The organism is Rhodopirellula bahusiensis (genome assembly GCF_002727185.1).
Taxonomy (GTDB): Bacteria; Planctomycetota; Planctomycetia; order Pirellulales; family Pirellulaceae; genus Rhodopirellula; species Rhodopirellula bahusiensis.
Genome location: NZ_NIZW01000003.1, coordinates 75,821 through 98,384, shown reverse-complemented (window position 1 = coordinate 98,384; position 22,564 = coordinate 75,821). Strand labels below are relative to the sequence as shown.

13 protein-coding genes are annotated in these 22,564 nt (G+C 56.1%); 6 read left to right on the top strand and 7 right to left on the bottom strand.

Translation table 11 applies throughout. The annotated features are described in order from the left end of the window. The first annotated feature begins 35 nt into the window (after nucleotides 1–35). The 5 genes from CEE69_RS05790 (at nucleotide 36) to CEE69_RS05770 (ending at nucleotide 7,953) form a co-directional block, all read left to right on the top strand. Complete coding sequence (locus tag CEE69_RS05790; protein WP_099259793.1) at nucleotides 36–950, top strand: DUF6931 family protein; 915 nt, start codon at nucleotides 36–38, stop codon at nucleotides 948–950. Next, nucleotides 950–1,240 carry a PAAR domain-containing protein gene (locus CEE69_RS05785; protein WP_099259792.1) on the top strand — a complete coding sequence of 97 codons (291 nt, stop codon included), beginning with the start codon at nucleotides 950–952 and terminating at the stop codon, nucleotides 1,238–1,240. Before CEE69_RS05790 ends, CEE69_RS05785 begins: the two co-directional genes overlap by 1 nt. Nucleotides 1,241–1,243: 3 nt before the next feature. Next, the gene (locus CEE69_RS05780; RefSeq protein WP_099259791.1) at nucleotides 1,244–5,665 is read left to right on the top strand and encodes a carboxypeptidase-like regulatory domain-containing protein; all 4,422 of its coding nucleotides are present in this window, start codon (nucleotides 1,244–1,246) and stop codon (nucleotides 5,663–5,665) included. 46 nt (nucleotides 5,666–5,711) lie between these two features. Further along, the gene (locus tag CEE69_RS05775) at nucleotides 5,712–6,482 is read left to right on the top strand and encodes a hypothetical protein (protein WP_233214894.1); all 771 of its coding nucleotides are present in this window, start codon (nucleotides 5,712–5,714) and stop codon (nucleotides 6,480–6,482) included. Between the two features lie 421 nt (nucleotides 6,483–6,903). After that, nucleotides 6,904–7,953, top strand: coding sequence for a hypothetical protein (locus tag CEE69_RS05770; protein ID WP_099259790.1), 1,050 nt, complete (start codon nucleotides 6,904–6,906; stop codon nucleotides 7,951–7,953). On the opposite strand, the gene CEE69_RS05765 is transcribed toward CEE69_RS05770, so the two are convergent. From CEE69_RS05765 to CEE69_RS05755, 3 genes are all read right to left on the bottom strand, one after another. Next, nucleotides 7,954–12,528 (bottom strand): vWA domain-containing protein, encoded by a 4,575-nt coding sequence (locus CEE69_RS05765; RefSeq protein WP_233214893.1) that lies wholly within the window; start codon nucleotides 12,526–12,528, stop codon nucleotides 7,954–7,956. A 304-nt stretch (nucleotides 12,529–12,832) separates the two neighbouring features. Then, nucleotides 12,833–16,081 carry a DUF6797 domain-containing protein gene (locus CEE69_RS05760; RefSeq protein ID WP_233214892.1) on the bottom strand — a complete coding sequence of 1,083 codons (3,249 nt, stop codon included), beginning with the start codon at nucleotides 16,079–16,081 and terminating at the stop codon, nucleotides 12,833–12,835. Nucleotides 16,082–16,211: 130 nt separating this feature from the next. Next, complete coding sequence (locus CEE69_RS05755) at nucleotides 16,212–17,711, bottom strand: B12-binding domain-containing radical SAM protein (protein WP_158230975.1); 1,500 nt, start codon at nucleotides 17,709–17,711, stop codon at nucleotides 16,212–16,214. Nucleotides 17,712–17,835: 124 nt separating this feature from the next. Here CEE69_RS05755 and CEE69_RS05750 point away from each other — a divergent pair, with 124 nt between their 5' ends. Then, the gene (locus CEE69_RS05750; protein WP_099259786.1) at nucleotides 17,836–18,294 is read left to right on the top strand and encodes a hypothetical protein; all 459 of its coding nucleotides are present in this window, start codon (nucleotides 17,836–17,838) and stop codon (nucleotides 18,292–18,294) included. Here the strand turns inward: CEE69_RS05750 and CEE69_RS05745 are convergent. The 4 genes from CEE69_RS05745 to CEE69_RS05730 are packed head-to-tail and all read right to left on the bottom strand — an operon-like array spanning nucleotide 18,269 to nucleotide 22,481. Then, the gene (locus CEE69_RS05745) at nucleotides 18,269–20,134 is read right to left on the bottom strand and encodes a YHYH protein (RefSeq protein WP_099259785.1); all 1,866 of its coding nucleotides are present in this window, start codon (nucleotides 20,132–20,134) and stop codon (nucleotides 18,269–18,271) included. The two genes, CEE69_RS05750 and CEE69_RS05745, sit on opposite strands and share 26 nt — an antisense overlap. Beyond that, on the bottom strand, nucleotides 20,131–20,868 hold the full coding sequence (locus CEE69_RS05740) for a hypothetical protein (protein WP_099259784.1): 738 nt from the start codon (nucleotides 20,866–20,868) through the stop codon (nucleotides 20,131–20,133). The genes CEE69_RS05745 and CEE69_RS05740 overlap by 4 nt, the downstream gene beginning before the upstream one ends. Then, nucleotides 20,869–21,966 carry an anti-sigma factor gene (locus CEE69_RS05735; RefSeq protein WP_099259783.1) on the bottom strand — a complete coding sequence of 366 codons (1,098 nt, stop codon included), beginning with the start codon at nucleotides 21,964–21,966 and terminating at the stop codon, nucleotides 20,869–20,871. Further along, nucleotides 21,963–22,481: a sigma-70 family RNA polymerase sigma factor gene (locus tag CEE69_RS05730; protein ID WP_099259782.1), complete on the bottom strand. Its 519-nt coding sequence runs from the start codon at nucleotides 22,479–22,481 to the stop codon at nucleotides 21,963–21,965. Before CEE69_RS05730 ends, CEE69_RS05735 begins: the two co-directional genes overlap by 4 nt. Between the last annotated feature and the right edge of the window lie 83 nt (nucleotides 22,482–22,564).

Genomic DNA, 22,564 nt, shown 5'->3' with positions numbered 1-22,564 from the left:
CGTCCCTCCACTTCATTCCAATCCTTCGCTTCATCATGCCACTCTTACTCACCGCTCATCCCGCTGACGACACCGACGTGCGATTGATCTTGCGCGTCGGTCAGGAAGCACGCGTGGGCAGTAGCGAGTGGGTGGAAATGAGCCTTCCCGATGACGCCGCGTTGTCACCGGAACACTTTGTCGTTCGCTGCGGAACGGACGCGGTGATCGAGGTCCTCGAGGGACAGAATGCACTGATCGTTGCAGGAGACTCATGCGATCGGCTCACGCTGTCAGAAACGGGCCAATGCGAAACCGAATTCGTCGCCGGCCAAACCGCGTTTTCGGTTCGTTGGTCACCCGACGTGACGACCGCGACACCCAAAACGAATCCACAACAACTGGCGACTTCCGACGAAACCATCAACGATCACGCGACCATCGCCTCGCTTGCAAAAGTGATGTCGATGTCGGACGGGGCCACAGCACTGATCCAATCGCCCGATCAAACGATGGACTACCTCCAGCGTTTGATCGATGCCTCCTTGAACGACGATGCGATCCGGTTTCTCGCTGGTGCGTTGCCGGTCCGAACCGCCATCGGATGGGCGATCGATGCATCCGGCTTCGCCGATCGCGCGAGCAGTACGCTCGACCAAAGCATTCTGGCTTGGCAGACCTCGGGCGACGAAACCGACCGCCGCAAAGTCCGCGATCAACTGGCCATCAGTTCTCCTGACAACGTCACCCGTTGGATCGCTCAGGCGATCATCTTCAGCGGCGGCAGCCTGGGACCGGATGATCAACCGCCCATTCCACCACCATCGCATTTAAGCGGCGTCGCAATCATGACCTCGCATCGATGGTCCGTCGCGGCGGAGCCAGATCGAGACACCGCGATGCAGCAATGGTTGCAATCCGGCAGCGCGTTGTTGCAACGCGAACAAGACACCAAGCAAGGAAATCAGTGATGCCGCCTGCTGCTCGAATCATGGACGAACACAGTTGCCCGATGGTCACAGGCGTCGTCCCGCATGTCGGAGGCCCCATCATCGGTCCGGGAGAACCCACGGTGCTGATCGCGGGAATGCCGGCCGCGGTTTTGGGCGATGAGGCCGAGTGCACGGGCCCGCCCGACACTCTTTCCAAAGGCTCCGCCACCGTCATGATCGGCGGCAAACCCGCGGTTCGAATGGGTGATCCGACAGCACACGGTGGATCGATTGCATCCGGTGAACCCACCGTTCAGGTTGGTGGCTAGAACATGAGCAAGACCAACAACAGTCCCAACGTGACCGAATCGCGACTGCGAGATTGGCGAAACCAGCCAACCGCATCGGGATCGCGACTGCGCATCAAGGTTGCGCTGACAATCGTCCTCGCGTCCTTGCTCGGGATCTTTGTGGTCTCGGTTTGGCGTCCGCTTGAATCACCTCGTCTGTTGATTCAATCGATCGGGCCGGTGCCACCTACAAAGACACAACCTGCCCCGGTGATTCCGGCGCAGGCCGTTGCTCTTGCATCGCTGGATGCCTTCTCCTCATTCGGTCAGGCAATGCCGACGGCCAGCGTGACTCCAACGCTCTCGCTCTCCGCCGCCAATCAAATCGCACAAACCGATATCACGAACGGTACCCGACTCATTCACCTTGCCGGCACAGCGTTGGTGGTCGACGGCCATGCGATCTTGTTGTCGTTGAATTCCGAGTCGACGTTGCAAACATCGCCGCTGGACGTCTCCGAACTCCTTCGACATCTCAGCAAAACTGAAACGCCCGTGATCGTGTTGATTGACGCGATTGAAAGCGTCGGCGATTCAATCGGACGGCTGCCCGAGATGAACGCCTGGCAGTTCGCTCAGTGTCTCGATCGAGAAGTCTCCGCGTTGAGCCATTCGAATGTGTTGGTCGTCACACACCACAGCCAAATCAATCATGAGCTGATCGATCCAGCCCAACATGTCACGCCGCTGACACAAGCCGCGATGAACGGCTTCGAAGAATCCGCGGACATCAACGCTGACGGTGTGGTCTCCGTCGCCGAATGGTTGAATGTGGTCAGCCCCGAGCGTCCCGATGGCGACGACCAAGCAATTCCCCATTCCTTTTCCAGCATCCCGCGAGGACATTGGAAACGCTATTTGTTGGCGCCGGTGCAGACTGCTCTCGATCGCAAAGACGACGCAGCACCCGCGGCGAAAGCCGAAGCGATTGCGACGACATCGACAACGACCGACCTACCCAGTGCCACTCGGTCCGTTGCCGCACCGCCGAATGCCGCCCCAGAACAAGCCAAACATCACACGGTCGATGTGACCGCACCAACGCTGGCTGTTGCAATTCAGATGCACGCGGATGGCATTCGCACCAATCGCAGTGACCAGTGCAGCGAATTGTTCGAGGGACTGCAAACGCTGCTCAACGCGGATGCCACCGAAGCCACCGCGAAAACTTGGATTGACTCGCCGATTCCAGCCAACGCAACGTGGGACGAAGTGGTTTGGGCCAGATCCGTGTTGCAGCAAAACGCACCTTGGTCACTCAAGCAATCACTGATCAAGTGCCGTGTGCTCGCCAACCAAGCCGCGATGAACTCGACAGTCCGCACATGGTTCGAACCCGAACTAGCAGAAACGCAATGGGTGCGACTGGACGCTGAACGGAGCCTGTTCAGCCCCGTGCGTTCGGACTATCTGGCTCATGTGCAAGCACAAACCGAAAAAGCGATTCGCGCGTTCACAAGACTGCAAAAGGATGCGTTGGCGATCGATCAAGCCGGTGAACTGCGAGATGAAATCATCGATCACTTGAATGCATTTGTGGCGATGCCCATTCGATCCAAATCGCTGATGGATGATTCCGTTTGCCAGTTGCTACTTGAAACGATCGCATTGCAACGATGGCTGGACTCTGCCAACAGCGATTCGATGCACCAAGGCGACGCGATGATCCAGTCCGTCAAACATCGTTTGTCGGGTTTGCTGATTGAACTTCAATTGCAACAGGACCAATCATCGTCGACCATTCAAACGGTCGCGGTTTCGCGGTCCAGCGAAGGGTTCGTTGAAAGCACACGGACCCGAATCCAACGTTCGACATTGGCGGCCCAACTCGAACTAGCTGGGACGTCGAGCAAACCTGGGACCCTGGATCGATTGCAGAAAGCCGCCCAGACCGCGAGCCAAACGCTTCTGAACGCGTCAACATCCGAAGATGAAATGGTCACCGCCGTCGACCAATACAAACAACTCGTGCGTGCCCTGAAATCGGATATCCAAACGCCCGCCAAGCAAGCCGCTGCGGCAAAAGAACTGGACGCGGCAACGCAGCGTTGGTCGCAAATTCTGCCAACGCTCGTCGCCGACACGCGTGCATGTGCCGTCGATGCAACCAAAGACGAACGAGAACGTTACGCGATCTCGAACAGTCGCTACCAACGACTCGCTGCTTGGATTGGATTGCCCGCACTGCCCCGAATCGAATCCAACACCAACGTTGACGTGACCGTCCAAGGCTCGCTGGCAGTGTCAGATCGCGTGATGTTGAACATCGCGGTCCAATCGACTTCGCAATCGATGGGTTCGGGAATCTTGGGAATCGAAACCGATGGTGGTTGGTTGCAAATCAACACACTGGCTGATTCGACCATCACACCCGTGCAACGAGTCTCAGGTGAAACTGATTATCGCTCGATCGTTTCGCAAAGAGCCACATCGACCGCAACGGCGTCAGAAAAGCTGGGCCTGTTTTCGAAACAAAAGACCGCTTCGATCGAGATCCGTCGAGCGTCGCAGGCTGGAAACGCGAAGACGCCGGAAACATCCGCGATCAACCTTCGTTGGATCACTCAGAACAATATCTTTCGCACCAGTGTGCCTTTGGAATTGCCGCTGTCCGAATTTGCGGCCGCTCGATCCAGTGCCGGCGACTCGTGGATCATGCACGCCAACCGAGACCTCTTTGCGCCGTTGTGGATCCAGCCACTGGATTCGTCGTCGCAGTCCTTGCAGGTCCGTCTGCTGGGTTGGTCCGAACCGGGACGAACTTGCCCGCCGACGATGAAATCGGAGCAAGCCAAGCGGTGGCTCGCCACCCAAACGCCTCCAACCGAGTTGGCGATCCAGCCCAAACTGGCGACGGCGTTGGGACAATGGACGAAGGTCATGTTCCCTGCTTCCAAACTGGAACCCGACTCGCCGCCAATCACAGTCGCATCGCTTTGGTGCGAAGTCACCGACGCTGAAAACGATCGCGTGCAATGGATTGACTTGAGTCCTCGGGTGTATCGCCCGGACTCGCTGATTCAGCCGGTCGTGGCTTATGACCACAACGCTCGCAAAGTCGATGTGTCGATCAGCGCTCTCGCTGGCGTCGATGGACCGACACATGTTCGCATCGAACTGGTCGACTTGCTGACTCATCAGACCGTTGCCCATGGCGAACAAATGATCGCCCCGGATTCTCGCGTCACCAAATCGTTCTCGTCCGCCGCTTGCGATGGGCACCCCATCGGCGTTCGAGTGTTGAGCGACCAGTGGCCGAGTGCCTTTGTGTTTCACTTGGCGGGCAATCGCAGCGAGCAATTGCTCACGCCATCCGACGACCACGCCGCCATCGTCATCGGGGCTCCTTTGTTGCCTGATGCACCGGCCTCCCAGGACCTTCCGCCGGTGATCGTTTCCAAAGACGCTGAAACAGTCTCCGCCGATGTATGGGTTGACCTCAGCGACAAACTGTTCCACTACGGCAGCGACGTTGTGACATTGGGATTGGATCTGAATGGTGATCGCTACTTGCAGAACGAACCAACCGTTTCGGTCACCACGCCTGCCGCGATCGAATTCACTTGGGCCGGTGTGGATCCACTTGGCCAACCGGGATTAAAAAGTCGTGTCCGTCCACATCGACTCAGCGTGCCGGTGGGTGTGGTCCGAAACCAGCGTGCTCCGCTGATCGCCAGCCTTCAACGAGGCGAGCAACTCGTTTGGAGCAACCCGATCACGGCTGTGTTTGACACGTTGCCACCCAAGCTGAAGGACATCCAGATCCGATCACCGCTGCCAGCGATCTTGGGCGGGCCGGTGGAAGTTCGTGTCACTGTCGATGACGCGGGACTCAGCGAAGCGGCCTCCATCCAAGCGGCTTGGGCAACCGCCGGCCAACAAGAGTTCACGCCCGACGTGAAACCCGTTCCTGGCCAACGACTCGGTGATGGAAGCTGGGTCGTCATTCTGCCGACGGACAAACTGGCATCGGGAACACACACGTTGCTGATGCAAGCAACCGACGCAGCCAATAACCCGGGCCTGATCAAAACGCTTGCGATCGAGTTGCTGACCGAAGCCGAGTTGCAAGCTCGCCGCGAAGCCGAAGTCACCGTTCTGCAAGGCAAAATCGCCTATGTGACTCTGCCAGTCGCAGGCATGAAAGTCGCGCTCAAAGCGTTGCCAAAAGAAAAGCCTGACAATTCGGACGAAAAAAGCGTGGAACAACCCTCCCAAGCGTCGAATTTACCCCAAGAGGCACTGACCGATGCGAGCGGTCATTTCGTGTTTCCCGCCGTGAAGGCTGGCCAATACGAATTGACATTGGAAGGCCTCTATCGCGGGGATCGCTATCGCAAGAGTGTGGAGGTCGCCGTGAAACCGCCTCAGCCAACTGACCTCCCCACCATCCGCATCGATTGAAGACGAACGCCCACACATGAACGCGAGACGGTCAACAACGAACGGCATGACGGGAGCCACCCATGCGTGGCCGTTGCTGCTCGCGTGTGGCTGTCTGGTTCTCGCATCCGGCTGCACATCGTTGAACGTCTTGGAGCGTCAGGCCACCACGCCGGTCTTGATCGGCCCGGATGGAGTCGCCACTCCGCCGGCCCCGGTTCCTATGACGCTGCCGCGTTTCTTGGGAATCGATACCATCGGTCGTCGCTGCATTCGCAAGACGGTGCTGCTCGGCCAAATCACCTATGAAAAAGCAGCGACCGCGGTTCCCGCGTTGCAGCCGCCACCGATGAGTCTGCCGTCATCGCACCCTGCCAATGCGGCCTCGCCTTCACCTGCCGTCGCGGGTGCACTGAAAGTGAAAGAAGCGAAGGTCGCCACCGCCGCCAAGGTAAAAGCCCTCGGTGTTTTGGCCGGCGAAGACTGCTCCGTCAATCCACATGTGGAAGAAGCCATTCTCGCGGGACTGGACGATGTTTCGGCAGAGGTCCGCATCGCGGCCATCGAAGCGGTCATTGCCTCGCGTCGAGGATGCGATCCCGGTTGCGGAGGATGTTGCAGCATCCCGATCCGTCAAAAACTCACTCGAATGGTGTTTGAAAAGACCGGACCTTGCTGTTGGTTTGAACCCAGCTCCAAAGCCCGACGTTTGGCCCGCTTGGCACTCGATGCCTGCGGAGGCCCGGTCGAACCCGACGCCTGTGGCTGCGAAATTCAAACGGACTATCCGATTGAAGGACCACCGCCCGAACTGATCCAACAGATCCTATCGGAATAAAGTCAAGATGTGGTCACTCCGGTCAAAACCGGTAGTGGACACGACTAAGCAGGTCGGCAGGAATGATCGGGCATAATCATGTGAGCCGTTTGGGCGTTAGCCCCGGTTGCACGTGGGAGCAACGACGCTTACCGAAATAGTCCTAATGCCGTCTCTACATCCGACTCTTGCCCCACGGAAGACACCACATCCATTGCCATAGATCGTATCTTTGAATGCTCAGCCGCTACGGCCTTGAGCCACCCGCTTTCGACCGGTGTGTCGAACATTGACGTGGACAATTCAGAATCATCAATAGTGGCAAATGAAAGCTTCATTCCGCTGCTTCTTTCCAGCAAGCAACGAACACACAGAAACCGAACATCGAAGTTAGCAACACAAACAAAACATCGAAACTCAGTCCACCCTCTATGCAAAAAACATGAACCACTTCCAGGCAGTACCGAGACTAAAAGACAATGCCTACCAGATCGCATTGGCACGAATCATACTTATCTCCTCTGCCTCTTCTCAGATCACAATCCCGCAATCGGAATTAGCCACATCCCAAGCCCGCATTGCCTCAATGTCGACCGGGGAACTTGAAACAGCATTAGAAGCAAATCCCGACGCAAGACGTGAACATTCGAAAATCAATACCAGCAGACTGCGTTCCAAATTTTTCCAAGACTTCAAAGAACTTGGGTTCGACGACCTCCGGATCCAAATCTTCTGGGGCCTGTTTCAACTAGGTGTCAAAGAACAACGCAAAATCACTGATCCGCAGGGATTCTTGCCTGCCAAAACTGGACCGGGAACCAAGTTCTCAAACAGGAAATTTGCTACCATTGCCCAGACATGCGCATCCGCAGGATTGTTGTCGAACAACAACAAGCTTGCACTTTGGTCCGGCGGATACGCTGTCAGTGAATACGCTCAGAATCTTGGCTACACTTGCTTGGAGTCGACCCAACTAGGCGCCCTTCTAGAACGCGGCAAGTACTATCACCACGAAAAGGATTTGTTTCGCCTGTGGAATTATCTTTCCGATGAGTTTGTCAAGCAAGCGAGCGAATCTGACGTTCACGTATTCTGCCGAAACTTTGATCGCACCAGTGTACTATTGCGGGTTGAGATCCCGAGACTTCAAAAAGTCATGCGAGAGAAAGGAAAACAAATCAGAATCTTCTGGCATGTAGTAGTAGGCGCTTCTTCGAACCCTCATGATCTGAGGGCACTTCGCAAGGACGGAACACTAATGAAAGAACAGGCAGGAAACGAATCATTTTTCGACAATCCAGTGCTGGCAGAATTATCCATGCGGCATTTCTATCTAAACTTAACGAAAGAAGAACGTGCAAAACACGAAAAATGGGAACAAATCCTTTCAGCTAGCTACTGCTCGCCAAACGACTACCGTGTAAAATTCCGCAGTCTGAAAGATGTGGCTTTTAAAGCAATGGGTTGTTTCTCAACGTCAGACGAAACTTAGTCATCTACTGCGTCGCGGACCCATTGTCGCTCCCAGCGTCGCAACACTTGGGAACATCGAACCGTCGACTGGCTGGATCGTGCGAACCGATTGACGCTTCATTTCCGCGATCGATTGCATTTCGACCTGCACCTCTGCGGTCGGGTCGGTTTGCCGGAAAACATGAAAGCTTCGCCGGCCGCTATCGTCATACCAATGGTCTTGCGAACCAGCACCTTCGACTTGGACGATCAACATCGAATCGTGATCAGGGGCCTGCGAGGTCGGATACTCCAACCCAACCGAAACCTCGTCCCCTTGGCGACTCAGATGAACCTTCACGCCAGGAAAGTTCGCCAGCGTCTTGGTCTGTTTCGGTTGTGATCCCGCAGCAATGGAAACGCTTTCGCTCGCTAATCGCTTGGCCGAACACCACGTGTTGATCTGATAGCCAACCGCATCGCTTGGCCAACCCAAGCAATCGAATTCGGCGACCGGACACGGCTTGCCTGCCACCCACTCAAACGCGCCGTTTCGATAAGCCACTTCGGGCGATTGCTTCTCACCAGAGTTCCCCTGCCGCACCGGATGAACCTCCACCCACATCGAAAGTGGACGGTCAGCAACCTGTGCGTCGGTGCGTTGCATCGACAACTGAAAACGACATCGATTCCCTTCGACCGACGGCGTGTGCACTCCCATCCGAACCGAAGTGGCATGCCCCTCGGGCGTTGCCAACACACTGAATTGGGGAGCCCCATTGAGATACGGCAGCGTCGCCAGTGGGTGCTCCATCTGGTTGGCGATCAAATCCAACTGGTCGCCCGGCGATACGGCGAGGACCGTCGATTTGTCGCCAACGGTCGCGGTCACGGCCGTGTTGACGGACTGAATTCCAGGCAGCGTGATCGTGTCGCCAAACGTACCAACGTGTTTCGTTCCATCCGCCAATTGCAACTCGAACGTTTCGGACGATGACAACTCCTCCAATCGTTTGAGCAACTCCGTCGCTTCTTTGATATCCGTGATCGATTGACCGCCGGTGCCGCTCGCGAGAGCTTCGAACTCAACCGCTGCGGCCGCGGCCTCGTGGCTGGCCAGCCCATACCCAATGACATGCACTTGGACGCCCAGTGTCTTCGCCCGAGTCACCAACTGACCAATCGAGAAGATCGCTTCGGGGGTTGGATTGAATTGGTAGTTGCGACCGTCAGAGATCACCACAACGTCTTTGCGAACACCGTCACCCGTTCGGCTGATGTCCTCCATCGCCTTCCAAATCGACAGATAAAGCGGCGTCTGTCCCCAAGGAACGGCCGCATCGAAATGCTGACGAGCGAGCTCCAACTCCGCGATGTCAAAGCGTCCAGTCGGCAGCGCCACCTCGACATCTTCGAATGGTTGGATTGTCGGTGGGAATGGAAAACGCTTGTGATAGCGTTTCTGCAACAGTGTTTTCTGACCACCTCCATCGCCCGAATCCTTTGCTGGATCGCCCGCACGAATTGCCATTCGATGACCATACAGAACCAAGCCAACCTGTGACGGTCCAGGCTGCAGCCGACGCATCATTTCGTAAACGGCTGAACGAGCGGCTTCGAACTTGCTCGCACGTTGTGCCCCCAATGCGGAACGCCCCATCTCTTCGCCGAGAGGATCGTTCATAGACGCCGAACAATCCATCACAAACGTGATCGCACGCCCTGAATCCATCGCATCACGAATCGTGACCTTGGCTCCCTTTTGAACCGTTTGACCTCGACTGGTCACGCCAAACGCCGTTCCCGACGACATGACGGAGGATTGATAGCGATTGCCGCGAAAGTTCACCTCTGCCAACGAAGCCCGCTTTTGATCGACGGCCAACGTCAGCTCCACGTTGGTCGGTGCATCGGTCGCTTGGATCGACACCGCTTGCTGAGCATCAGACGTTTTGATGCCGTCGCGATGAATCGACATCACCGCGATTCCCTCGGGAAGATCCCCCTGGCCGTCCGCCGTATCAAGCTTCACCGAAACCGATTGGGTCTGTTGATCCAAAAAGGATGGCTGCGAAGTGGCACGGACGATCAAGCCCTTGATCGACGCCGTCCGGCGGGCCTCCATCTTGGCCGTCACGGAACGCTCGATCGATTTCCAATCCGGAGTCTCATTGTCTTCGGGCTTGGCCAACTTCAACAACGTTTGAGCGGTTGCATCAAAGTAGGCCGTGCCGTTGCTCGTCGGTGCGTACCAGAAATCGCCCAGCACCTCGTCGATTCGACAAGCCAATCGCCACTGCCGAGACGTTCGTTGATGATCCGCAATCACCTGCGAAAAGGCTTCGTCCACCACGATCGAAACCACATGTCGCCAGGCGTGATCGTGATCAACCGACGTCAACGAACGCAAACGTCGCCGCACGTCGGATGGGCTGGTCTCATCCGGATCCAATCCCAACAGAACCGCCAAGAAATCGTTGCTGATGTGTTTGTTCGATTCGGATTCGTGCTCATGCTCGTGATCATGTTCCAATGACTGAGACAATGGCTCGAAGGGCTCCATCGCCAGCTTTTCATCCGTCTCACGAAGCTGTTTCTCCACCCGCATCGCCTGATAGGGATCGGAAGTCAACAACATCGACGCCGTTGCCGCTTGAAAAGAACCGCCGATGTGTTCCAGGAACTGGCCTGCCCGTTTGGATGCGATCACGATCTGGTCGTGAGTCTTCGTCGACCAAACCTGTTTGCCATCGATGAACTCATTCAGCAGCGTGTCCAGCGCGATGACGTCGTTCAAGTTCGCCTCGTGAGCGTCATGTTCGTCATGCGTTCCGAAGGTCGTTGCCTCTTCATCGATCGATTGGAACAGATACGGCAGTTCCGAAAACGCTCGATCTCGCGTTTGCCATGCATCGACCAAACCCGCCAAAATGTCTCGGCGTTCCTTGACGACACGCTCGAAATCCGCCAACGCTGACACGACGGAATCGTGTGCGCCTCCATCCTGTCCATGCTCGATCGAATTGACGTCCGACGATACCGTGGACGCCAAAATCGTATCCGCCAGACGTCGTCGACTTTGTTGCACGTCCAACGTGATCTGGTCGACGGCGGGAAAGATCGCATCGGGAAGACGACGCACCACGTGCAACCATTCTGTTTGCGCTTTTGCCGTGCGTTGGATCCAATCGGGATGTCTCCAAAAGCTCAATTCAGAAGCATTTGGATCCTTTCGTGAATGCTCGCCCGCTTGATAAATCGCGTACAACATCGGCACTGGCATCACTTTGTCGTCGTCCAAATCGGCCAGCAATTCAGCCGTGGTTTCGCGAGTCGGTTGCTTTGCGATCGTCGACCAAACTCGCTCCGCCTCACGATCCATTTCGACATCAACAAAGTGAGACGACTCACTCGCCCGATTCGCGATTTCCTGGCGGAGTCCCTGCAACTGTCGATCAAGCCGACTGTACCATCGAGCACTCGATGCCTTCGCGGCTTCTCCACCGTAGACCGATTGAGTGATCGCGTGCATCGTGCGTTGGATCTGCGACCAAGCGTGTGCGTCGACCGAACTTGGGTCGTGTTTCTCGAGAACGACGACTGAATCAATCGCCGCTTTCAATCGATCTGTTTCATCCTTGGACGGAGGAGGCGTTTTGACATAGGTGGCCCCGAAGCGTCCGCGACTGGCGCGTGCGACGGTGACCGGATTGGACGACGCGGTTCGATGCAGTGTCGGGGTTTGAGCCACGCCGCGATGCTGCTGCGACCACCCGCCAACTTGCTGGCGGACGAAACGATGCAGTTCCTCGGTGTCGACCAAACCATCCGCCCGGCTCGTTGTCCCATAGCCGTCCGCGGCACCCGCCAATCCTTCGGCAACGTACCGGGTGAAGACGTCTCCATCACCGCGCCGGGAATAGAAACTGCGCTGCCCACGTGCTGTCGACGACAGGATCGTGACGTTGGACTCGGGATAATTGCGAGCGTGCTGGGCCAGTGTCTCGGTCAATCGATCATCGAACTCGTTGTCGGCAATTCCCGCGGGCCAGTGCGACCGCAGCCGACCGCATTCGAGCAGCAACAACATCGGCCGAACGTCGTCACGCGACTGAATTTGGGCGACTCGATCCAAAAAATCATTGATCGGAAACCAAGTGGAACCATCCACGACCGAACCGTTGGGTGGCACCCAGCACGCTTGCCCATCGTCATTCACAACGCCGTGCAAATTGACATAGAAAATCAGTGGGCGATCACTCGGACATGAAGCGAGCGCCGCTCGAATGGAGTCGTCGGCCTGATCCCAAAAACCACCCGCCAACTCGCCAGCACCGGGCAAGGCCTGGACCGAGTACGTGCTTTGGCCCAACGTCCGAATCCAATTCAAGTCTTCCGCGACCCAAGCGTTCACGTCCCACTCGGGACCGTAAACACCCGTCAACGTGAAGATCGGTGTCCGGGCGGAGCGCGACAGGACCGACGTGACAAATCCCCCGCTGACCAAGACCATTGCGATCAAACAAAGGCCTAGCAACAACGGTTTGCGACCAGCGGATCCCTTGGTGGCAAACATGGACGATTTGGCGGTGGCGTGGCCGGGATTACTCGTCATGCAACAACACTCATCAGCGATTCGAACTGGACGCCTCCCAATCAGCGGCAGTGCCAAAACGGACTACCACTCGTTCGAATCATCGGAATGCGAGCAGACGACATTTCGCTTGCAACGGGAAAAATCGGAATGACCCCAACCACCGCCCGCATAATCGGTACAACTCAACGAACCCGACCAACAGGCCTTTCCTTGATTCGCGAACGATGCCGTCGTTGCGAACGGTCACCGATCAAGCGAGTTTCACGCGGTTCCGCGCTCTGCCCGATCCGAGCAAAGCGATTCCAATTGCTGCACCGGTCGATCAATTCAGTTCGTGGATCGTGTTGTGGATCACGCGATGAATCGGCCCTCCGTCCGCACCTCGCAATTCCATCTGAATCTCCATGCACCACGTCGGCTTCAACCCGGGAAGCTCCAGCACGATCTCGCGTTGCTCAGCATCCCAATGGGCCGACGCGACCTCGATGGTTTGCGTATCAAAGTGCTTGGAACCGTAGTTCTTCGATCGCTTGATGTTCCAACGGCTGATCAAAAAGCTTTCTGGCAAAACCGACTCAGGATCAACCTCGTCGCTCAAACCGATTCGCACGGTCGTTCCACGACAGTTCAGACTCACCGGCACGTGGATCGGTTTGCCGGTGTAGCGAACCCGGTAAAAACCACCGTCGGCTTGTTGGGTTCCCGCCCACGAGTACATGCCGGTCACGTACAAGTCACCATCGTCGGGATGGAATCGTCCACGCATGATCCCGGTCGGGAATTGAGGCAGCGGCAATTCACACATCCCACCCTGCATCTGGTCGCCAATGATTTCATGCGGGGCAACATACAGTTTGCCGTAGCCGTAGGACATGTTCAGCAGAGAACCTTTCAGCGGCCCCCACTTGTCACTGGTCACCCACAGCAACTCCGCCGGCGAACGGTCGAACGAGTTGGTGATCCAGCACATCGGCGGCTCCATCGCGGAGTCGCTTGGATCGGTCACGTCGTGATACCCCAGCATGTTGCCATAGAACCGGCCCGGACGAACCCAGTTGATTCGATTCTTTGGATTCCAATGCCCTTCTTGGTCCGTGACGAAGAACGTCCCATCGTCGTTGCGGCAAACGCCGTTGGCGGCACGAAAACCATTCGCGAGAATCTCGGTCGACGATCCGTCCGCAGAAACCTTCAACAACGTTCCATGATGAGGAACGATCGCGGGCAACGCGTGGCAAGCTGACTTGGCATAGTAAAAGTTGCCATCGTCATCGCATTGCAATCCCATCGCGAATTCATGGAAGTGGTCGGTGACGTAGTGATCGTGGTTGAAACTCTCGTAGTAGTCCGTTTCACCGTCGCCGTTGAAATCATGCAAGCGGCAAAGCTGGTCGCGACAAGTCACGAAGATCTCACCGTCGCGAATTTTGATTCCGAGCGGTTGAAACAAACCCGATGCGATCCGTTGCCAGGTCACCTCCGGTTGATGCAATCCGGTGACCTTCCAAACGTTCCCGTCCCAGTCACTCAGGACGGCGGATTCACCATCGTCCAAGAAGTCGACACCGGTCAATCGCATCCGGCAGAACCACGGATTGTTCACCGGGTACTGAATCGTATCGACCGCGAACGGTCCGCCATCGTCCGCGGTTGTGATCTTCGTGGTGACGATTTCGGGCCAGCGTTTCTCATTCTCGCTGGTGGACGTGGCCCATTCCTTTGCCGAGCGAGCAGCCGGATCGATTCCTTCGATAAGTTCGCCAATCGTTTGCTCTGCGTCTGCTTTGCTGTCGCACCGAAAGGCATGGACCGTGAAGTCTCTTGCATTCGCGTTTGGCATCAATGCCAGTCGAATTTGACCGTCGGCGAATTGCCACTCCAGTTGGCTGACATCCCCCGTGACGGCGAATACCAACGCCTCAGAACCATCCTCGGAGCTCGACCAGACCGCCTTTGTGTGGTCCGCGTCCAGAAACACTTCGCCCTCTTCACGATCAGCCACCCGCATCGTCAACCGACGCTCATTGGCATCCACGGAAAGCGTCCGTTGGAAAATGGCTTTCTCGCCCAGTTGTTCCAGCGTCGGCCGCTCGTGAACATCGATTCCACCAACGCGGTAGTGCAGGATCGTTTCCATCCCGTTGACGTAGGTTCCTTGGTAGTCGATCCAGTCACTCGGCAACGGGCCATAGAAGCGACCGTCTCGTCCCGGTTCACGGACCTCGTCGAAGGACTCGTTTTCAGGGTTCGCCCACCCAGGACCGTTTGCGTTTTCAAACACCACCTCGCCGACGATGCGCGGGTGTCTCCGATGGACACCGTTGAAGTTGATACCGTTGTAATCAATGAACTCATCGCCCAACCAAGCAGCCGCCACTCGCATGGTGTCGTGCTCATAAACAACGCGATGTTCTCCTCGGGTGATCCCGCCCCGACCTTGGTCAAGACGAATGGCGTGCCCCTTGTAAGCAAAGTTTTTCGCGTCGTCGCCGATCTCAACCGTCGCCATCAAGTTGGGGCCGTAGTCCATTTCCCGCCAGGCCTCAATGAGCGATGGTTCCGGACCGCGTGTATCACCCTTGGGCAAACTCGCCAGGTAGTCTTCATCCACCCTAGCAAACTGAGTTGGGTTGTGATCCTTCAGGTACGCATGCCGGATGTAGTGAATCACGTCGTACTTCTGCTGCGGCACCAAGTTTCGTTGCGGCAGCATCAAGCCAAACCCTTTGGTGATGGTTTGGTACATGCTGTGAGGATCAAATCCGTTCTTGAATTTGCCAGACGCAAATCGCAACGACGTCGGCAATGAACCTGGGGCATCAACTGTGCCATGACAATTCACGCACGTCCGGTTGTAGATCGCTTCGCCACGTTTCATCGCTTGCTGATCCAGCGAAGCGAGAATGCCGGCGTGGTCGATGTGCGATTCGTATTCCGGCAATGGCTCGGCCGTCGGCATGACCTTCGGTTGCAATTCGGCTGCCCGCGCCGCACCACCATCGCGAATTTCAATCAGGTACCGCACCAAGTCCAAAAACGCTTGGCGGCTGCCGATTTGGCCCGCGACACCTTCGGGCATGACTGACAATTCACTCGTCGCGACGTCTTCGATGTCATCTGCGCTGACTTCGATGGTTTTGCCTGTCGATGGATCACGCAATTGGACCGACTCATCGGACTGAGCGACGAGAACACCGGTCAGCACTTTTCCATCGACGGTCAAAACTTGAACCGTCTCAAACCCCTTTGCGATACTCTTTGACGGATGAAGAATCGCATCGACGATCCCGGCATCCGACAGGTCTGGATTTGGCGAGGCGAGATTCGGCCCCACGTTGGCTTGCGACTTCTCCGCCGAATCATTGACGGCATGACAATTGGCACACGACATCGTGGGGGTGAAGAACACCACCGCTCCACGTGCGGCATCTCCACCGGACACAGCAGCCTCAGCAAGCTTCTCCGGCGATTCGAACATCAAGGCCTGTAAGACCGCTCGGTCACCCTGTGCCCTCGCGGTGGATCCAATGCCGAACAACAGCAGCATTCCGAAAATGGTGATTCGATTCACAAATCGTTTTCCCTTGGAGGCCAGGCAAAGCATCGCTGCCCAAAACAGTCGACTACAGAATAGTCATCGCAGCGATTTCTATCTTCTGCTTTTTGGAGCAGACGCACCAGGAGAACGCCTTCAGACACCTTCAGACACCTGCAGACACAACGGACGACGATCTGCCGATCGTGGAAGTGGTCTCAAGCCTTTTTCGAAACTGCACATGTCGACGTCGTGTGAACTCGACCAACGGTAGCCACGCCAGATGGGTCAACCGGTTTTGGATGAGCAGGTGCCAGTACCAATTGCTCTTCTTGTACAGGTACGACATTGCCAAGTAGGCAGGAACGCTTCGCCAATCATCTGGGCGTCGACGCCAAATCGATGGCGCAGAGAACAATCGTTCATAGCAATGTTCGTAGCCAGCTTGCAACTGCTCGACGGTCATGCGTTTGGGCTGAAAGACGACATGTGCGGTGTCGTATCGGTTCCAATCCCGATGCAGCAGTCGATTCTCGGATTCCATTTGAGCGAACAGGGGTGTTCCCGGATATGGCGTCAACAAGTGAAAGGTTGCACATTCCAGTTGCTGCTCTTCTACCCATGCAATCGTTCGATCAAACACACTCTCGTCGTCGTGGTCAAACCCTAAGACGAAGCTGCCATTGACTTGAATCCCATGATCGTGAAACGTCTTGACACGTTCCGCGTAGGTCGACGTGTTGGGACTGCGTTTGTTTTGGTCACGGATGTTGTCGTTGCTCAGCGACTCGAACCCTACAAATACTCCCGTGCAACCTGCCAACGCCATCTCGCGAACGACGGACGGATCATCGGCCACGTCCACCGAAACGGCCGCACTCCAAATCTTCTCAAGCGGTCGAAGAGCGAAGCACAACTGACGCAGGTACTCGGGCTTTGACCCCAAGTTGTTATCGGTGAACACGGCACAGGGAGATTCGTCCGCTTGCCACTGGTCGACGACCTGTTCAGGTGGCAATGTTTGATAGGGCATATGCAACCCTTTGGTCGACAAGTAGCAGAAACCACAGCGGCTATGGCAACCTCGCGTCGCGTTCAAACTGGTGGTCGTCAAAAAAGAACATTTGGGGACCAACTCCCTTCTTGGCGGTGGTTCATCGGCGTAGGGTTCGCGAAAACTTCCGATGTAGTGATCGCGAGCGGCGCCTCGTTCGATGTCCGCAATGATTTCTCGCCAAGCCATCACCCCTTCACCGACCGCCAGGATGTCTGCATGAGGCCGAACTTCCTCCGGACACGACAGGACGTGCAGCCCGCCGAGCACCACAATCGCGCCTCGCTCTCGGTACCACTTGGCGAGTTCGTATGCGCGCTTGGCAAATGTCAGGTGAACGGTGATCCCGACGACCTGCGGGAAGGGGGTGTGCGGAGGTGGACCTTGCAACAAGTTTTCGTCCCAATACTCCACCGTCCAATTTGCTGGCGTCGCACCGGCAATGGATGTCAACGCGAGCGTCGGGGTCAAAACGTGCTTCCCGAAACTCGCGTGTGAATCCTTGGCATAGAACGGGTTGATCAACAACGCATGACGCTCGCGAACCGCTTCAGTCGACATCGTCGAATCAAGTTCAGGTGCTTCGGTAAAGCATCGAGGAATACGTTTCATGGTTCGATTGTAAACCTTTCGTATCGCCGATGCGGAGCATTCCCTTGTCATGCGATTCCAGGCTAGGATATCCCGACCACAATCCCTTTCAATTTGGGATCTTCAGCTCACTCTTTGAGACGATATGAAAGCCGCTACGATCAGTCAGTTGAAGAAAGAACTCGTCAAGCTGGATGAGGATGAGCTGCTCGACGTTTGTGTCCGAATGGCCAAGTTCAAAGTCGAGAGCAAAGAACTGCTGACGTACTTGCTGATGAAAGCGGACGATGAACCAGCGTACGCGGATGAATTGTGCGACGAGATCGACGAGCACCTCTGCGTCTCCGGCAAAATCCACAAAAAGACGCTTCGCAAAATCGTCCGCTGGATGGACAAGTCACTGCGGTTCTCCGGCGACAAAGAAACCGAGCTGCAAGTCCGGATTCACTTCTGCCAGCGAATCAAGGAAAAACGAATCAGCTTCGGCGGTTGCCGCGTCAGCCAAAACATGTACGAGACGCAGCTCAAGAAAATCGACAAGGCGATCGAAAAAGTCCATCCCGACCTGCAGTTCGATTTCAACCGGCAACTCTCGGGACTGTGAACTTCTTCAGACTGAACCACGCTCCCGCCAGCAGAGCGACAACCCCGATTCCAATCAGAATCAGGAATGAACGACTACGGGATCGAGTGTACTGAAAGTCCAACGTGCCCTCGGCCAACGTGATGTCCGAAATGCTTTCCAGCAACTCGTCACGCGTCACTTGGTCCGTCGCAAACTCTGGCTTCTCGGACAACGCATAGACCGTGATGTGGTACTGCTTCACACCCGGCCCCTTCGATTTCATCGGGTCGTATCCCGCGTGGCCTTTGTCGTTGATCCCCACCGTCCCAATTCCACTCGCGTTTTGCGGCAGGCTGGCGACGTCCGCTGGAATGTCATAGACCACCCAGTACGACTTTACATCGTCAGGTCCAGGCGTGTGCCAAAGATTGAGTGCATAACACTGAGTCCCTGCGGGCCCTTTCGACCAAGCAATCGGTGGTGACTCACCCGCCCCATCGCCGGTGAACTCGAGCGGCAATTCGTCGCCGGCAGCAAACGCCGGGCTGGTGACTTTCAATCGAGACGATTGATCGGCGCCGGGACCGCCTTCTGTTCCTGAGCTGTCGGCTTGCGGAAGAAACGGTTTGCCCATGCGACTGCGATAGGTTTCGCTTCGCGTTTCACCCGATGGTTCCTGAAACGTGAAGTCGACCGTGCTATCGTCTTTGACGACATAGGTCACCGATCCCTGTCGGCCTTCCACGTCATACACCAACTCAAATCGATTGCCCGTCTTGCTGAATCCCGTGATCACGGCGCCACGCAGCGGTCGCAGATCAGGACGAATCGGTTCGGCACGCGGTTGTGGATCCACCTGACCGCCACGCTGGGTCACTTCCCCGTAGAAGCCACCATTCAAATACGGGTAGGTCTTCTGTGCGTGATAGTGGTAGTTGCCCGACGCGTCCTTGTGCCCGCCGAGATCATCGAGCGGTGCAAAATCACTCGCCTTCGCATCTTGATAGCCAAAGATCGGGTAGCCGTCCAAGGCATAACCAATCGGTTGGCCTTTCCCTGTTGTCTCCTCCAGATGAACCGGAGCGATGTGGTAGTGGTAATCATCCCCGCGACCGCAATGACCACCGTATTCATCCAACTCGCCAAACAAGTAGGCATCATCACCACGATTGTTCAGCGGGTTGAAGATCGGCACGCCGTTGACGGCCAGAGCAATCGCACCACGCAGAAAATCGTTCTTGGTCGACATCGGATTCTTTGCGGGAACCGGATGCAACGGAATCTGCCACGCATTGTTCCCGAGGTACTTCTGCGGGATCGGCACCTGTTGCTGCCACGAACGAATGCCAATCATCATTGGATGTTCCGGCAACCCGTTGGAACCGACATAGAGAAAGTCCTTGTCCCAGCGAAGCTGCAACAATTTTTCAAAGGGCTGGAAGTGCGCCCCGATCGCTGGCATCGTCTCGTTCGCCGCAGCATTCTCTGAGCCAGCTTGCACCGGTTGGTTCACCGCCACGAGCCGAATCGCGTGCTGTCGATTGAGAGTTTGAATCTCTTCCACGCGTTCCTGAACCCAGGCTTGGTCTGCAGCAACCAGGCGTTCGATTGCGATGTCCGTGAGTGTTCCATCCTCACGACGGATTTGAACCTTGCCATCCCTCGCTGAAACAAACGATCCGTGCAGGTGCGATCCATTCGATGCGATCGACCAAGTTCTTAATGGAGTCGACGAGTGGGAATGCCCGTGATGCCCGCCTTCGTGAGCTGCGACGTGCGTGGTCGCCATCAGACAAAGCAGGCTCGCGATCGCCGGAATGAGAGAGTGTGAGTTGATAAACATGGCATTCACTTCAAGGATGGTTCGGAAAGGGGTCACCGAGGTCTTCGACGAGGCCCACTCGGAACGATGTCGTTCAAATTGGAAAAGTCAGGGCGAGCTTTTCCGTCCGGCGGTGTGGTCACGACATGTCGAAAAATGACGGTGTTGTCGATCTCGACATCTTCCGTCCAAATGAAACGCGCGCCCTCAAAGTCGTGCTCGAAGAACGGTTCCTTCGGATCGATCTGCGACTGCGTGTACTCCGTCGCTTGGTCCCATGATTCATCGTCAAAATCGACCGCGTACCAGTCTTCCGGGATGGGAGTGTTTTCAACCCTCGGATTCTTGGTGTCTCGATCGATGGGACCTCGAGAAAATGCCTTGGCTTTCCAATCGCCGTTGGTCACCGTGCCATCGCCAAATTTCAAGATGAACCCGCCGTCGCCAATGCTCGTGTTGGCGTATTCCATTCCCGTTTTGGCGTCGGCATTGTCCTTGGCCATCACCGCAATCGTCATCGGGTAGTCCGGAAGGATGTCAACGGAGATGACGTTGTGCGGCATGAACTGGATGGAGTCGACCGCGACAAGCTCGCCATTGATGTACATGATGAACCAGTTGTCGGCGTACATGTTCGCCTGCACCGTGTCACTGATTCGCGGCTTGCCAACCTTGCCTCGACTCTCTCCCTGGCTGTAGCCCGCCTGCATCCAAACGAAACTGGTGACGGCGGTCACGCAAACGAGAGCGGCCAAACCCAAGGCGGGTTTTAGAATTCGTTTCCTGTTCATCTATTCAAACTCCACAATGCGTTTCGGGTCGTGATGGGATTCATGATCAAAATGGTCCGCAGCAAACGTCTGTTCCTCCATCAAAGTCATCTTCAGCGTGACGATGTTCCGTCCGTAGGGCATGTCGACAAATCGCATCTCACGAATCTGGCCACTGGATGCGGTGTAAAGAATTTCAACTCGTTCCGGACCCAAGTAACCTCGCCTTTTAAAGGCCACCATCCGCCGACTGGTCGCCGTGTCAGCTTCGACGTCCTGTTCGTGGACCTCGTTTGTTTGGCCTTCCACCGGCAACAATTTCAACTCATAGGCGGTGTACAAGGCGTCCAAACCGTCTTCGATGTTGTTGATCGGTAGCGATCGTTCGTGCCCGGGCAAGTCTCGATTGAATCGCGTCAGGTCGTTGCTCAGGCGAACCGGTCCGTCCGGACGAACCGCCCAACTGGTCGTGCCGTTGCTGCCGGTGACGAAGAAGACACCTGGCTCCACTTCCCGCTTCAACACGAACTGATCCGAACCTCGAACATCCAAGATCGCGTTGTTCAAAGAAGGCTTCGGCGGGCGTCGATACTCCGGCGAATCGCGTCTTAGATCTTTTTGAGCCGCGCTCTCTTCCACGGAAATCAAGAACGTCCGATCCAATGACTGGCGGTTGGCCGCGATGATGCGGTTGAGTTCCATCACCGCTGCGGATGCCGAAGTGGTCCCCAAGCCATTCCAAAGCAGAGCGACGCTGATCAACACCAAGCACGCGGTCGTCGCCAACGCTATCGCGGATTGCCCCCAAACGTTTCTAGAGTGACTGGTCGGAGCGACCACGTTGGGCCGCTCGTCTGCTTGCTCGGGCCCTGGATCATTGACCGTGGATTGCCCGGCTGTCGATTGCCCGGTCATGGAATGCTCAGCTATGAACTCGTTCGTCGTGAATTCCTTCGTCGTGAAGTCATTGCGAAGCCGATCATGCAGCAACATCGCCGAGGCAAACCGCTGAGCGTTCAGCGGGTCGGACTTGATCCACTGATTCAGTTGCTGAAATTGTTCCTGCGACAGCGATTCGTCCAAGTAGCCATCAATCAAATCTTCGCTGGCAAAGCTCATGACATCGCCTCCAGACTCTTGCGTTCAACACATGTTCTCACGCGATCTCGAATTCGTTGGAGTGCCTTGGCGACGGAATTCGCTGACATGTCCACTCGTTCGGCAATGGCCGCGGGCTTCATGTCTTTCTGATATCGCAACTCGAACAGGTGACGAGCACGGTTCTCCAAACCGCCCAGGCATTCCGTAACAAAATCCAGTTTCGCTGATTCTTGCTGAGCCACGGTTGGAATCGCGATCGCCAGACAAGCGATCGCATCGTCGTCGAACACCAACAGGTCTTTCCGTCGGTTTCGCATGTACAAACTCACCTGATTGCGAGCGACACCGATCGCCCAGGGCACGAACGGAAGCTCGGGATCATAGGAGTCATACGACTCGATCACAGCGACGGCGACTTCCTGCAGCACATCATCGCGATCACGGAAATCACGAACCATCGACGTCACAAACGCCGAAACAGCGGGCTGTGCCAGTGTCCATTGCCGAGTTGCCTGTCGTGCGGTTTCGTCCATTCCATCCTCCGTCCAGAGAAGTGCTCACACCGTTACTTAACAAGACGGTCCAGTTCATGACCGAGAAAATTTCTGAAATGTCC

Excerpts from the sequence above, each read along its gene's own strand:
- CEE69_RS05790 (WP_099259793.1), top strand. The coding sequence starts at position 36 with ATGCCACTCTTACTCACCGCTCATCCCGCTGACGACACCGACGTGCGA.
- CEE69_RS05785 (WP_099259792.1), top strand. The coding sequence starts at position 950 with ATGCCGCCTGCTGCTCGAATCATGGACGAACACAGTTGCCCGATGGTC.
- CEE69_RS05780 (WP_099259791.1), top strand. The coding sequence starts at position 1,244 with ATGAGCAAGACCAACAACAGTCCCAACGTGACCGAATCGCGACTGCGA.
- CEE69_RS05775 (WP_233214894.1), top strand. The coding sequence starts at position 5,712 with ATGACGGGAGCCACCCATGCGTGGCCGTTGCTGCTCGCGTGTGGCTGT.
- CEE69_RS05770 (WP_099259790.1), top strand. The coding sequence starts at position 6,904 with ATGAACCACTTCCAGGCAGTACCGAGACTAAAAGACAATGCCTACCAG.
- CEE69_RS05765 (WP_233214893.1), bottom strand. The coding sequence starts at position 12,528 with ATGACGAGTAATCCCGGCCACGCCACCGCCAAATCGTCCATGTTTGCC.
- CEE69_RS05755 (WP_158230975.1), bottom strand. The coding sequence starts at position 17,711 with ATGAAACGTATTCCTCGATGCTTTACCGAAGCACCTGAACTTGATTCG.
- CEE69_RS05750 (WP_099259786.1), top strand. The coding sequence starts at position 17,836 with ATGAAAGCCGCTACGATCAGTCAGTTGAAGAAAGAACTCGTCAAGCTG.
- CEE69_RS05740 (WP_099259784.1), bottom strand. The coding sequence starts at position 20,868 with ATGAACAGGAAACGAATTCTAAAACCCGCCTTGGGTTTGGCCGCTCTC.
- CEE69_RS05735 (WP_099259783.1), bottom strand. The coding sequence starts at position 21,966 with ATGAGCTTTGCCAGCGAAGATTTGATTGATGGCTACTTGGACGAATCG.
- CEE69_RS05730 (WP_099259782.1), bottom strand. The coding sequence starts at position 22,481 with ATGGACGAAACCGCACGACAGGCAACTCGGCAATGGACACTGGCACAG.